The following is a 13460-nucleotide window of genomic DNA, read 5'->3' on the forward strand; positions in this document are numbered from 1 at the left end:
CTGCGCGGCTTGCAATTCTTCTTCGCTCATTACTCTTTATCCCCCAGAGGCTCGTGAAAATCATTCGCGCCGGCCAACACTTGCTCCACCTTCAGCGCATAGCGCCCCTGCACGGTGCCATAGCTGGCTTCGAACACCGGAATGCCCGACACATCGGCCTCCACCCGTTCCGGAATCTCCAACATCACCACGTCGCCGTTCTTCAAATTCAGAATCTGACCCAAGGTCACCTTGGTCTGGCCCAAGGTCGCCACCAACTCCACTTCCGCCGCCTGCACCTGATGCGTCATCAGGTTGACCCAGCGATTGTCCACCTCGGTGCGGTCCGCCTGCATGGTGCTGGACAGCATGTCGCGGATGGGCTCCACCATCGAATACGGCAGACAGATATGGAAATCGCCGCCGCCGGCGCCCAGTTCGATATGGAAGGTCATCGCCACCACCACCTCGGTGGGCGTGGCGATGTTGGCGAACTGGGTGTTCATTTCGGAGCGCAGGTAGACGAACTCGATCGGGTGCACCGGCTCCCAGGCCTTCTGGCATTCGACGAACACCACGTCCAGCAAGCGGCGGATGATGCGCTGCTCGGTGGGGGTGAAGTCGCGGCCTTCCACCCGCACATGGTAGCGCCCGTCGCTGCCGAACAGATTGTCGACGATCAGGAACACCAGATCCGGGTCGAAAATCAGCAGGCCGGTGCCGCGCAAAGGCTTGACGTGCACCAGGTTCAGGTTGGTGGGCACCACCAGGTTGCGGATGAACTCGCTGTACTTCTGCACCCGCACCGGCCCAACCGAGATTTCCGCGTTGCGGCGGATGAAGTTGAACAGGCCGATGCGCAGATTGCGCGCGAAACGCTCGTTGATGATTTCCAGCGTCGGCATCCGGCCGCGCACAATGCGCTCTTGCCGGCCGATATCGTAGCCGCGGACGCCCTGCGCGTCCCCGCCGCCGCTGTCATCCTCATCCTCCCCGGAGACGCCCCTGAGTAGGGCGTCTACCTCTTCCTGGGAAAGAATATCGTCGCCCATGCCGCTTACTGCTTCTGGATGATGAAGGAAGTGAAGAGCACGCTTTCCACCGGCTGTTCCTCGCCGGCGTCCATCGACTCATTGATGATCTGCTTGACCTGGGCCTTCAGCCGCACCTTGCCGTCCGGCGTGGCCAGCTCCGTCGCGGACTTGGACGACAGCAGCAGGATCAGCGCGCTGCGGATCTTGGGCGCGTAATCGGTGAATTTCTTCTTGGCCTCCTCGTCGGCCAGCTCCGCCTGCATGTCCACCTGCAGCAAGGAGCCGTCGTTGCCGGCCAGATTCACCACGAAAGTGTCCAACTTCTCGAAGATCGGCGGACCTTCTTTTTTCTTCTTGGGTTTTTCCTTGGTCTGCTCGGCATGCTCGCCGGCCGCCGCCGGTTTATTCATATTGGTGAACATATAGGCGGCCAAGCCCCCCACCGCGGCCAGCACCAGCACCAGCAAAACAATGACGATCAGCATCAATTTGCCGCCGCCCCCTGCTTTTTTCTCTGCTTTTTCCGCTTTTTTGTCTTCTGCCATATACCTGCCCTGTTCACTGGGTGTTCATAGTGAAATCTTAAACGATTTCTTCACTATATTTTCTAATTTTAGATGCAAATTGAACAGGGGAGATTATCACAAATGATCAGGCGAAAATGCTGAGAATGCCGCGAGCGGCCTTGATGCTGCTCAATGCATCCATCGGCTCGGGTTCGGCGCTCTCGTTCTGGCGCTGCGACTGCCCGCGCTGAAACGCCTGCTGTTGCTGTCCGGATTGCCCGCTGGACACCTGCGCGTCGGTCAGCTGGATGCCGCCTGCGGCCAGCATCGAAGACAGACGGTGCATATTGTTTTCCAGCGCCTCGCGCGTGGCCGGCACCGCCGCGGCGAACAAGACCTGAGCCTGATCGTTGCCGTTCATCTTCAGCGTCACCTCGATCGGCCCCAGCTGCGGCGGGTTCAGCTGAATCTGCGCCTTGTCGGCCTTGAGGCTGACCATGCCCATCACCTGCTCGCTCATGGCCTTGGCCCAGTTGGGATCGGTCACCGGCTGCTGCACGGTGAACACCGGCGTAGGCGTCGTCGGCTTGGCCGCCAGCTGCTCATGGCCCTGAAGCGGCAAAAACTGCGGCAAGACCTTGCCGTCTTCCGGCAAATTTTGCTGCGCCGGCAGCGACGGATTGCGGGCTTTGCTGATCGCGGCGGGCAGCGCCGAGGCGATGTCCGGCTTGAGTTCGACCGGCTTGGCGCCTGCCGGCAAATCGTTGTTGGCCCGCGGCGCGGTCACAGCCTGCTGCTGAAGAGGCTGCTGCGCGGCGGCCATCAGCGGCATTCCCGGCAAGGGCGCCGTCGGCGTCTGGCCGTCGTCGCCCTTGGCCGGCTTGTCCTTGTCCAGACCGGCGTCCGCCAGCGGATCGGCGTTGGCGCCCGGCAAGAAGGAGCTGCCCAGGGCGCTCATCTGCAGACCCAGCAGGCTGGCGAACAGATCGCCGGCGCCGGTGTCGCCGGCAGTGGCCAGATTGCCGCCCGGCATATTGGCTTTGCCGCTGACCGAATTGGCCGCGGCTGCGTTCACAGGTGTCGTCATGGCCGACTCTCTACAAGTAAGACGCAGACGATAAAGCAACTAGCGTGCCAAGCGCCGCCCCGTGGGCCGGCCCTCAGTCCTCGCCGTGGGTGCTGTCCCAAAAACGCCGGGTGGCGAATTCGTCGCTGGCCTTCTGCTGCAGCCGCGCCTCGCGCACCGCTGCGCGCTCCTGCTCGCGCTGCAGCAGCTTTTCATAGGCCTTGAGCTTCTTGTACTCATGCTGCCAGGCCTGGCGCTCCAGCAAGAAGCGCTGAGTGCAGCGCTCCACCTCGCCCTGCTGCTGCACCATGGCCTCGTCCAAGCGCGCGAGAAAGCGCTGGAAGTCCTGGTATTGCAAGGCAGTGATGCCCTGCGCGCCGCGACTGGTCAGCCGTTGCCGGTATTCGCCGCGAAACGCGTCCAGCTGTTCCTGGCGCGAACGGGCGTCCGCCAGCCGGCCTTGCGCCAGCCGCATGCGTTCGGCGGCCGCCTTCTGCTTGTCTTCGGCCAAACGAATCAACAACAGGTATTTGCTCTCCGCCACGGCTCAGCCTCAGGACAGCACGCCCTGCAATTGCTCGCAGCTGGAAGGAAAATCCTGCGACTCATGCATCGGCTGGGTCAGAAAACCGACCATGGGCAGCTGGCGCCGCATCGCCTCGTCCAGCACCGGGTCCGAACCCGGCACGTAGGCGCCGACGCTGATCAGATCGCGGTTGCGCTGATAGCGCGAATACAGCTGCTTGAATTGCCGGGCCAGCGCCATCTGCGACTGCGGCACCACGTCCACCATCACCCGGCTGATGGATTGCTCGATGTCGATGGCCGGATAGTGGCCGGATTCGGCCAATTCGCGCGACAGCACGAAGTGGCCGTCCAGAATGGCGCGCGCGGAGTCGGCGATCGGATCCTGCTGATCGTCGCCCTCCGACAATACGGTGTAGAAGCCGGTGATGGAGCCGCCGCCCTCGGCGGCGTTGCCGGCGCGCTCGATCAATTGCGGCAGCCGCGCGAACACCGACGGCGGATAGCCCTTGGTCACCGGCGGCTCGCCGATGGCCAGCGCGATCTCGCGCTGCGCCATCGCGTAACGGGTCACCGAGTCCATCAGCAGCAGCACGTCCAGGCCCTGGGCGCGGAAATATTCGGCCAGCGCGGTGGCGTAGGCGGCCCCGTGCAGCCGCATCAGCGGCGGCATGTCCGCCGGCGCGGCCACCACCACCGAACGGGCGATGCCCTCGTCGCCGAGAATGTTCTCGATGAAGTCCTTGACCTCGCGGCCGCGTTCGCCGATCAGGCCCACCACCACCACGTCCGCCTTGGTAAAGCGCGCCATCATGCCCAGCAACACCGATTTGCCGACGCCGGAACCGGCGAACAGACCCAGGCGCTGGCCGCGCCCCACCGTCAACAAGCCGTTGATGGCGCGCACGCCGACATCCAGCACATCTCGCACCGGCGAGCGGTCCAGCGGGTTCATCGGCTGGCTGTGCAGCGGAAACCAGGCCTCGGGATGAATCGGGCCCTTGCCGTCCAGCGGCCGGCCCAAGGAGTCCAGCACTCGGCCCAGCAGGCTGAGCCCCACCGGCACCATGCGGCCGGACGCGCCGTCGGCGGCGGCCTGGGCTTGAGTCTTGCCGAACTGCGGCGGGTGCCGCGGCGTCAGCGGCATCACCGGCGTGCCGGGCAGCAGGCCGTGGACATTACTCAAGGGCATCAGAAACACTTTGTCGCCGGAAAAGCCCACCACTTCGGCCTCCACCAGGCGCTTATCCGCCAAGGCCACCTGACAGGCGCTGCCCACCGGCAATTTCAGACCCACCGCTTCCATCACCATGCCGGTAACGCGGACCAGCTTGCCGCAAGGCTGCCACAGCTTGGCGGCGCGCGCGCTGTCCGCGCAGTCGCGCAGCCAGGCGCGCTGGCGCTCAATCAGTTGCTGGCTCATCGTCCATTCCCAGCGCCTTGCGCATGGCGGCGATGCGGGTGCTCATGGTCAGGTCCAGCCGCAACGCCGCGGTGTCTATCACGCAGCCGCCTCGCTCCACCTCCGGGTCTTCAATCCACTGCCACTGGGTTTCCGGCGTCTCCTGGGCCAGGAATTCCCGCGCCACTTCCAGGTCGGCCGGATTCAGGCGCAAACGCGCCTGCGCCAGCGTGGCCGGCAGATCGTCCAGCGCCTCGCGCAGCAGTTCCTGGATCAGCAAGGGGTTCTGCCGCGCCAGCCCGTGGCTCAGCTGGCCGGCGAGCTCCAGCGCCAAGGCCAGCCAGTCCGCGGACAATTCGGTTTCAAAACGGGAGATCTGTTGCGCCAGCTCGTTCGCCAGCCCTTGCAGCGGCTGCCAGGCCGCGGCGAAGCGGGCCTCCTGCTCGGCGCGCACCTCGGCCAGGCCCTGCTCGCGCCCGGCGGTCAGGCCTTCTTGATAGCCGGCCGCGCGGCCGGCTTCTTCCCCGGCCTCATGACCGGACTGCCAGGCTTCCTGATGAATCGCCTCCAGCTCCGCCGCGGTGGGATAGCCGCTGACCACGCGCTCGCCTTCGGCCGCATCCGCCGTCTCTTCCGGCTCGGCCGGAGTCGCTTCGGCGGCGGTCTCGGCCTGCGCCAGCTCTTTCTGGCGGCGGCGCTGCTGCGCCAGCTCCATCAGCTGTACCGGCGTCAGTTTCTGGCTCAGTCCGTCCAGCGCGTTGGGGCTCCAGCTGCTCCAGCCCTCCAGCTCTTCGCCGGGAATGATGGGATTACTCGACGAGACCTTCATCACCGCCCTTGCTGCCTAGCACGATCTGACCGTCGTCGGCGAGCTTGCGCACCACCTTGAGGATTTCCTTCTGCTCGGCCTCCACCTCGGACAGCTTGACCGGCCCCTTGGATTCCAGATCGTCGCGCAGCATTTCCGCCGCGCGCTGCGACATATTGCGGAAAATCTTGTCCTTGAGCTCGGCGCTGGTGCCCTTGAGCGCGATGACCAGCGAATCGGATTGCACTTCGCGCAGAATGGTCTGAATCGAACGATCGTCGATTTCCAGGATGTTCTCGAACACGAACATCTTGTCCTGAATGCGCTGCGCCAGTTCCGGATCGTACTCGCGGATGTAGTTGAGCGCGGCGGCCTCGACGTTGGAACCCATGAAATTGAGGATTTCCGCGGTCAGGCCGATGCCGCCGGCCGCGCTCTTCTTGATGCGGTCGGAACCGGACAAGAGCTGGGTCAGCACATCGTTCAATTCGCGCAGCGCCTGCGGCTGCACGCCTTCCAGCGTGGCGGTGCGGATCAGCACCTCGTTGCGCATCCGTTCCGGAAAAAAGGACAGGATGGAGCTGGACAGGTCGGGCTCCAGATGCACCAGGATGGTGGCGATGATCTGCGGGTGTTCGTTGCGGATCAGGTCGGCGGCGGAGGACGGGTCCATCCACTTCAGGCTTTCGATGCCGCTGTGGTCGTTGCCCTGCATGATCTTGTCCAGCAGGTTGGCCGCCTTGTCCGGACCCAGCGCCTCGATCAACACATTGCGCAGATACTCGTCGGACGCGCCGATGCTGGCGCGCGCCGCGCACTCGCCCTTGAACTCGCTGACCACCTCGTCGATCTGTTCGTAGCTCAGATTGTTGATCGCCGCCATCGCCAGCGAAATCTTCTGCACTTCCTTGGGCCCCAGGTATTTGAACACCTCGACGGCTTCCGCCTGCCCCAGGCTGAACAGCAACACCGCGCTTTTGCGCACTCCGTTCTCACTCATCGGCGCTTATCCATTCCTTGATGATCTGAGCGGCCATGCGCGGATCGGATTTCACCATTTCACGCACCGCTTCCAGATTGGTGGTGTATTGCCGCATCTGCGCTTCGCGCGGATCGCCGCCGCCCGCGGCGCCGCCGGCGTGACCGGCCGCGCCCTCCTCGCCCTCTTCTCCGGCCACGCCCAGCAGGCGGCCGCCGGCGGCTGCGGCTTGCGCCGCGGCCTCTTCCTCGCTGCCCTTGGCCGGCGCCGGCGGCTTGACCAGGTCGCGCATGATGGGGCGCACCACGCCGAACAACAAGTAGAGCACCGCGATGGTCAGCAAACCGTACTTGATCAGGCTGGAGCCGTTGCTGGTCACGTAGTCGGTGACTTTTTCCTGCAGCGTGGCCGGCACTTCGGCGTCGGCGAAGGCGGCGTTGACCACGTTCAAGGTATCGCCGCGCTGGGTGTTGAAGCCCATCGCCTCCTTGACCAGATTATTGATCTGCTGAACCTCTTGCGGCGTCAGCGGCGTCGGCTTCATCTCGCCGTTCTTGTCCGGCATCCGCCGGTAATTGACCACCACCGCGGCGGACAGGCGCTTGACGCCGCCCTGCGGCATCTTGGTGTGCTGGATGGTCTTGTCGACTTCGTAATTGGTGGTGATGTCGCGTTGCAGCGTGCCGGACGCGCCCATGGTCTGCCCGGACAGCGTGGCGGTGCCCGGCGCGGCGCCCGGCGGCAAGCTGATTGGCGCGGAGGCGGCCGACGGCGGCTGATTGGACAAGGCGCCCGGCACCCCGGACGGCAGCGCCGCGCCGTTGTTCAGCTTCTCGCTGATCTGCTGGCTGCGGGTGGCGGACGGATTGGGGCTGGAATTGGGCTTGAAGGTTTCCGAGGTCTGCTCCACCTCGGCGAAGTCTACGCTGGCGGTGACCTGGGCGCGCGAGTTGCCCTTGCCGAAGATCGGCTCCAGGATGTCCTCGATGCGCTTGACGTAGCCTTCTTCGATCTGACGAACGTAACCCAGCTGACGCTGATCCAGGCCCGAGTTCTCGTCCGGACCGTTCTGTTTGGATAGCAGATTGCCGTCCTGATCGACGATGGTGACGTTCTTGACCGGCAGATTGGGCACCGAGCTGGACACCAGGTGCAGAATGCCGGCGATTTGTCCGGCGTCGAGCAGGCGGCCGCGGAACAGGCTCAGCATCACCGAGGCGGTGGGCTGCTGCTGCTCGCGCACGAACACGCTCTGCTTGGGAATGGCGATGTGGACGCGGGCGGTTTCCACCGAGCCCACCGCTTCGATGGTGCGCGCCAGCTCGCCCTCGATCGCGCGCTGGTAGTTGACCTGCTCGGCGAACTGGCTGATGCCGAACTTCTGATTGTCCATCAGTTCGAAACCGACGCCGCCGGCCTTGGGCAGGCCTTGCGCCGCCAGCTTGAGACGCGCGTCGTAGACCTTGTCCGAGGGCACCGAGATGGTGCCGCCCTCGCTCAGCTGGTAGGGCACGTTCATCTGCTGCAGCGACGCGGCCACCTGGCCGCCGTCGCGGTCTGAGATATTGGAGAACAGGACTTTATAGCTGGGCGTGCGGTTCAGCACCACCGCGCCCACGACGACGGCGAAAATGGCGGCCACCGCCGCGAGGAACAGGATTTTTTTATTGTTGGGAAGCGCTTTGAAGCGATCGGACGCTTCATTCATGCGGCTTCGCCAAACGGGCGTAGCGTTTTCTTCTGCCAGGTCAGCCATACAGTGGTTTTAGGTTCGAGCCCACCGCCGCCGGCTGGTCGGGTCCGGCAGCGCTAGACTTGGGTATTCATGATTTCCTGATAGGCGGTGACCAGCTTGTTGCGCGCCTGAACCATGGTCTGGAACGACAGGCTGGCTTTCTGCAGCGACACCATCACGTCCTGCAGGTTGACCCCCTCGTCACCCAATTCAAATTGCTTCTGCATCTCCTGCGAAGTCTGCTGCGCCGAGTTCACCTGTTCCAAGGTGGACTTCAGCACAGCGGAAAAGTCCACCTGGGACGCTTCCGGGGCCGTAGCGGCGGGCTTGCCCGCGGCCAGGGCCGAGGCGGTGCGCAGCTCGCCCAACAGTTGATCGATATTTGGCACTGACATGGTTACTCCAAGCCATTTCCATCTGGAACCTCCTGACATCCGTCGGCTGCGTCTTCATCACGGTAACGCTGCAATTTATAGCGCAAGGTGCGCTCGCTGATGCCCAGTTTTTCCGCGGCCAGCTTCTTGACGCCGCCCACTGCGGTCAAGGTTTCCAGAATATGGCGTTTCTCTAGCGTTTTCATGTCGGTTTCATCCGACACGGAATTGTCTTTTTCAGACGCTGTCCGGGTAACCTGAGCCGCGCCGGAGTCGTGATCCAGCAGCAAGTCGGCGGCAAAAATTTCCGCCCCGGCGGCAAGAATCACCGCCCGCTGCACCACATTCTCCAGTTCGCGGATGTTACCCTCCCAACTATAGGCCGTCAAATGACGTTCCGCATCCTCGGACAGGATCAGATTGCCTCTTCCGGCGGCCTCCGCGTACTTTTTAAGCATGATTCGTGCCAGCGGCAGAATATCGTCGCGGCGCTCGGCCAATGCGGGAATGCGCATCGGGAACACGTTCAGGCGGAAATACAGGTCCTCGCGGAAGTTGCCGGCGTCCACCGCGGCCTGCAGATCGCGGTTGGAGGTGGCCAGCACGCGGATGTCCAGCTTCAAGGTGCGGGTGCCGCCGACGCGCTCCACTTCCCGCTCCTGCAAGACCCGCAGCAGCTTGGCCTGCAGCGACAGCGGCATCTCGGTGACTTCGTCCAGCAGAATGGTGCCGCCCTGCGCCTGCTCGAACTTGCCGGGCAGCGCCTGCGCCGCGCCGGTGAAGGCGCCGCGCTCATGGCCGAACAGGGTGGATTCCAGCAGGTTTTCCGGGATCGCCGCGCAGTTGACCGCGACGAAAGGCCCTTCGGCGCGCTTGGAGTGCCGGTGGATGTAGCGCGCCAGCACTTCCTTGCCCACGCCGCTGGGGCCGGAGATCATCACGCTGACGTCGCTGCCGGCCACGCGTCCGGCCAGCGCGAACAGCTGCCGCATCGCGGCGGATTCGGCCACCACTTCCCCGCTCGCCTCGCTGGGCATGCGCAGCAGATGATTTTCCACTTCGGCGATCAGGCTGGCCGGCTCGAACGGCTTGAGCAGGTAATGCGCGGCGCCTGCGCGCAGCAGTTCAATCGCCCTTTCGATCACGCCGTAGGCGGTCATCAGGATGAAGGGCACGCCGGGGTAACGCTTTTTCGCCTCTTCGAACAGCGCGTAGCCGTCCATAGGCGCCATCTGGGCGTCGGACACGATCAGCCCCACCGGCGCTTCCTTCAATTTGGCCAGGGCCGCGGCGCCGTCGCCGGCCTCCAGCGTGGGATAGCCGGCCAGGCTCAAGGTGTCGACGATGGCTTCGCGCAGATCGGCGTCGTCTTCCACCACCAGAATAGGGAGATACTTCATGTTTTCTTGTTCTATCAGATAGTTAAGCCGAACCGCCGGCTTGCTGCTGCTTTTGCGAGGCCAGCACCGACAGGCGGGTGGCGATGCTTTCCAAGGCCAGCACCTCGTGCGCGCCGCCCATGGCGATGGCTTCCTTGGGCATGCCGAACACCACGCAGCTGGCCTCGTCCTGGGCGATGTTCCAGGCGCCGGCCTGCTTGAGCTCCAGCATGCCGCTGGCGCCGTCCCGGCCCATGCCGGTCAGGATCACGCCTATGCAGTTCTTGCCCACCAGATTGGCGGCGGAGCGGAACAGCACGTCCACCGACGGGCGGTGCCGGTTGACCGGCGGCCCGGCGTGCAGGCCGATGGCGTAGCCTATGGTGGGCGCGGGTTTGATCAGCAGATGGGAATGGCCGGGCGCGATGTAGACGGTGCCGTTTTGCAGCCGCTCGTTGTCCTCCGCCTCTTTCACCGTCAGCTTGCACAAGGTGTTCAAGCGCGTGGCGAAGGAGTGGGTGAACATTTCCGGCATGTGCTGGGTGATCAGGATGGGCGGCATCGAGGCAGGCAGCGCGGTCAGCAAGGTGCGCAAGGCCTCGGTGCCGCCGGTGGAGGAGCCGATGACGATCACCGCCTGGCTGGCCAGCGGCATTTTGCCGGCCTGCTTGGGAAGGATGATGTCCGCATTGTGGCTGGGCACCACGTCCAGCGGCTTCTTGGCGGCGCTTCCCCTCGTCATCTGCCCCATACGCGTCCTTGGCTTTCTATGGTTATCGTAAAAACAGCCCGCGCGCGCGGCGCTTCCGCGTCAAACGGCTTCATGGCGCCGGCTCCGTCTCCGCGTCGGCGATGCGGGCCAGCCAGGCGTCGCAAGCCGCTTCCACCAGATCCAGCACGGCGTCGAAACCGCCGGCGCCGCCGTAGTAGGGATCGGGCACCTCGCGGACGGCGCTGGACAGCGGCTCCAGCAACAAATGCAGCTTGCCGCGATAGGATGGCGGACATTGGGCGTTTAACAAAGCCAAATTTTGCCGGTCGGCGGCCAAAATCCAGTCGAAACGCTCGAAATCGAGCGCTTCCACCTGTCTTGCCCGCAAATCGGACAGGTCGTAGCCGCGGCGCCGCGCCGCCTGACAGGTGCGCCGGTCCGGCGCTTCGCCGACGTGGTAGTCGTGCGTGCCCGCGGATTCCACCCGCATCCGCGCCTCCAGGCCCGCGGCCCTCAGCTTGGCGCGCATCACCCCTTCCGCGGTCGGCGACCGGCAGATGTTTCCCATGCAAACAAACAAAATGGACAAGCAATCGTTCTGGCTCATGGACGGCTTCGGCTCTCTATTTTTATTCAGTATGGGATTCAAGCACTGACTCGCCTCGATCTTATCACTTCCGCCGCCGGCCACGCGCCCGCGCAGCGGCCTTTGGCGATTTCCGCCCTCCCGCGGCTAACGCAGCGCCGGCAAGTCCATGCCGGACAAATAGCCGGCCGCGATGCAGGCACTGCGGGTGGAGTCAAACAGGAGACCCACCCTTTCCGCCTCGTCGGCCAAGCCCTCCTCCGCCGCCAGCGCCAAGCGCTCCAGCCCGGCGCAGGACCCGCCCAACGCGCTGAAGCCCAGGGTCAGCGCGGCGCCTTTCAGATTGTGCGAGTGGCGCCGCACCTGGTCGCGCTGGCCGGCCAGCGCCGCGGCCAGCAGTTCGTCGACCCGGCCGACCTTGCCGGCGAAGAATTGCGCCACCAGCTCCCGATATTTTTCCAGGGTCAGCATCTCCGTCATTTTTTCTATCATCGCCACGTCCAGCAAGGCCGGCAGCAAGATGGGCTCATCGCCGTGTTCCGGCGCCGGCCCATCGCCGAACTGACGCTCCAGCATGGCCTGGAAGTCTTCCGCGTGCAGCGGCTTGGCCAGAAAGTCGTCCAGCCCCCCGGCCAGAGCTTTGTGCCGCGTCTCCGCCAGCACGTCGGCGGTCAGGGCGACGATCTTCATTCCCGGCGTCATCGCGCGCTCGCGCAAGCGCTTCGTCGCCTCGATGCCGTCCATCGCCGGCATGTGCAAATCCATCAGCACCAGGTCGAAGGGCTGCCGGGCGGCCGCCTCCACCGCCTCCGCCCCGTCCTGCATCACGGTGACCAGATGCCCTTGCCTTTGCAGCATCGCCTGCATGTATTTGCGGTTGACCGGATTGTCGTCCACCACCAGCACGCGCAGTTGGCGCCACGGCCCGGCGGCGTCCGCCTCCGCGCCCGCCTTGGCCCGGCCTTCCGGCGCGCTCATCGCCTGCAAGGGCAGCGACAGCACGAAGACGCTGCCCGCGCCCAGCGCGCTGTGCACGGTGATGCCGCCGCCCATCAGCTGCGCCAGGTTCTGCGAAATCTCCAGCCCCAGGCCGCTGCCGCCGTACTGGCGCACGGTGGAGCTGTCGCCCTGGGAGAAGCGCTTGAACAGTCGCGCCAGGGTGGCGTCGTCCATGCCTATGCCGGTGTCCCTGACCGTGATCCGCAACACGGCGCCGCTTTCCGCCCCCGATTCCGCGGCTTCCGCCTGGATGGTCACCGCGCCGATCTCGGTGAACTTGATCGCGTTGCTGAGCAGGTTGAGCAGGATTTGCCGCAGGCGGGTCGGGTCGCACAACACCCATTCGGGCACGTTCAGATCCAGCGCCATGCGCATGGCCAGCCCCTTGGCCACCGCCTGGCCGCGCATCAGGCTTTCGCATTGCAGCAGCAGTTGCCGCAAATTGCACACCGTGGGCAGCAGGTCGAGCTTGCCGGACTCCAGCTTGCTGGCGTCCAGCACGTCGTTGAGCAAGGCCATCAAATGGCGGGCGGACTCTTCGGCGGTCTTGATGTAGTCCGCCTGCACCGGCGTGGGCGTGCAGTCTCCCAGCAAGGACAGCATGCCCAGCACGCCGTTGAGCGGGGTGCGGATTTCATGGCTCATATTGGCGAGGAACACGCTTTTCGCCATGCTGCCGGCTTCGGCCTGCACCCGGGCCTGCTCCAGCACGTCGGTCAGTTCTTCCAGCTCGTGGCGGCGCCGCTCCAGCTGCCGCAGCTGCCGCACCACGATGGTGGCGAAGCCCAGGATCAGCGCCCATTCGAAGGCCATCAGCCAATTGCTGACCACGATGTGCTGCTGCATGCTTTTGTTGCGCGCGTCCACCTGTTCCGCCATGCGCTGATTGGCCACCAGCGACAGGTCGTGCAACGGCCCGCTCAGCAAGTCCAGTTCGGAGTCCAGCCGCCGCAGGCCGTCCAGTTCCAGCGCCGCGCCGGACTGGCGGCTGAAATAGGCGTCGGCCTTGCGGATGAAGGCGTCCAGCTTGGGACGGGCCTGCTGGTATTCCTGGGTGCCGTCCAGCAGGCTGGAGTACAGGCCATGGTCCACCACTCCCACCCGGCTGACGAAGATGTCGTAGCGCTCCTGCAGCTCGGCCCGGTCCTGCTCGTGGTTCAGCACGTGTTCTATCGTGGTCTGCAGCCGCATGGCCTCGGTTTCGAGCTGGAAGTAGGCCCATACGATGTTGTCGCCCTCGTAGCGCGCCGCGGTGTTCAGCATGTCCGCCTGCCGCACCTGGATGTAGGCCACTCCGGCGAACACGCAGGCCAGCGTGGCCCCGATCAAGATCAGGCTACGCCAGGTGGAATGGCTGCGCTGCGGCGTATCCATCG

The 13460-nt window shown here is 64.7% G+C and carries 13 protein-coding genes; all 13 read right to left on the minus strand.

Translation table 11 applies throughout. The features are described 5' to 3' along the window. Positions 1-29: 29 nt before the first annotated feature. Entirely contained in the window at positions 30-1031 is a 1002-nt protein-coding gene (gene fliM, locus VK98_RS10570; RefSeq protein ID WP_048413985.1) for a flagellar motor switch protein FliM, read from the minus strand. 5 nt (positions 1032-1036) lie between these two features. Beyond that, complete coding sequence (fliL, locus tag VK98_RS10575) at positions 1037-1558, minus strand: flagellar basal body-associated protein FliL (RefSeq protein WP_048413986.1); 522 nt, start codon at positions 1556-1558, stop codon at positions 1037-1039. Between the two features lie 106 nt (positions 1559-1664). Beyond that, positions 1665-2606 carry a flagellar hook-length control protein FliK gene (locus VK98_RS22770; protein ID WP_082158897.1) on the minus strand — a complete coding sequence of 314 codons (942 nt, stop codon included), beginning with the start codon at positions 2604-2606 and terminating at the stop codon, positions 1665-1667. Positions 2607-2679: 73 nt separating this feature from the next. Further along, a complete protein-coding gene (fliJ, locus tag VK98_RS10585; RefSeq protein ID WP_048413987.1) occupies positions 2680-3129 on the minus strand; it encodes a flagellar export protein FliJ in 450 nt (149 codons plus the stop codon). 9 nt (positions 3130-3138) lie between these two features. Beyond that, positions 3139-4533, minus strand: a complete 1395-nt coding sequence (gene fliI / locus VK98_RS10590; RefSeq protein WP_048413988.1) for a flagellar protein export ATPase FliI — start codon at positions 4531-4533, stop codon at positions 3139-3141. Next, positions 4514-5341 (minus strand): flagellar assembly protein FliH, encoded by an 828-nt coding sequence (locus VK98_RS10595; RefSeq protein ID WP_048413989.1) that lies wholly within the window; start codon positions 5339-5341, stop codon positions 4514-4516. Before VK98_RS10595 ends, fliI begins: the two co-directional genes overlap by 20 nt. Continuing rightward, positions 5322-6320 (minus strand): flagellar motor switch protein FliG, encoded by a 999-nt coding sequence (gene fliG, locus VK98_RS10600; protein WP_048413990.1) that lies wholly within the window; start codon positions 6318-6320, stop codon positions 5322-5324. Before fliG ends, VK98_RS10595 begins: the two co-directional genes overlap by 20 nt. Then, positions 6313-8007 carry a flagellar basal-body MS-ring/collar protein FliF gene (fliF, locus tag VK98_RS10605; protein ID WP_231589249.1) on the minus strand — a complete coding sequence of 565 codons (1695 nt, stop codon included), beginning with the start codon at positions 8005-8007 and terminating at the stop codon, positions 6313-6315. The genes fliG and fliF overlap by 8 nt, the downstream gene beginning before the upstream one ends. Before the next feature lie 101 nt (positions 8008-8108). Then, on the minus strand, positions 8109-8429 hold the full coding sequence (fliE, locus tag VK98_RS10610) for a flagellar hook-basal body complex protein FliE (RefSeq protein WP_019099998.1): 321 nt from the start codon (positions 8427-8429) through the stop codon (positions 8109-8111). Positions 8430-8431: 2 nt separating this feature from the next. Then, positions 8432-9808 (minus strand): sigma-54 dependent transcriptional regulator, encoded by a 1377-nt coding sequence (locus VK98_RS10615; protein WP_048413992.1) that lies wholly within the window; start codon positions 9806-9808, stop codon positions 8432-8434. 22 nt (positions 9809-9830) lie between these two features. Next, on the minus strand, positions 9831-10529 hold the full coding sequence (locus VK98_RS10620) for a chemotaxis protein CheB (RefSeq protein ID WP_156187820.1): 699 nt from the start codon (positions 10527-10529) through the stop codon (positions 9831-9833). A gap of 79 nt (positions 10530-10608) precedes the next feature. Continuing rightward, on the minus strand, positions 10609-11106 hold the full coding sequence (locus VK98_RS10625) for a low molecular weight protein-tyrosine-phosphatase (protein ID WP_255360653.1): 498 nt from the start codon (positions 11104-11106) through the stop codon (positions 10609-10611). Between the two features lie 126 nt (positions 11107-11232). Next, positions 11233-13458: an ATP-binding protein gene (locus VK98_RS10630; protein WP_048413994.1), complete on the minus strand. Its 2226-nt coding sequence runs from the start codon at positions 13456-13458 to the stop codon at positions 11233-11235. Between the last annotated feature and the right edge of the window lie 2 nt (positions 13459-13460).

Origin of the sequence: Chromobacterium sp. LK11 (assembly GCF_001043705.1) — a bacterium.
GTDB lineage: Bacteria > Pseudomonadota > Gammaproteobacteria > Burkholderiales > Chromobacteriaceae > Chromobacterium > Chromobacterium alkanivorans.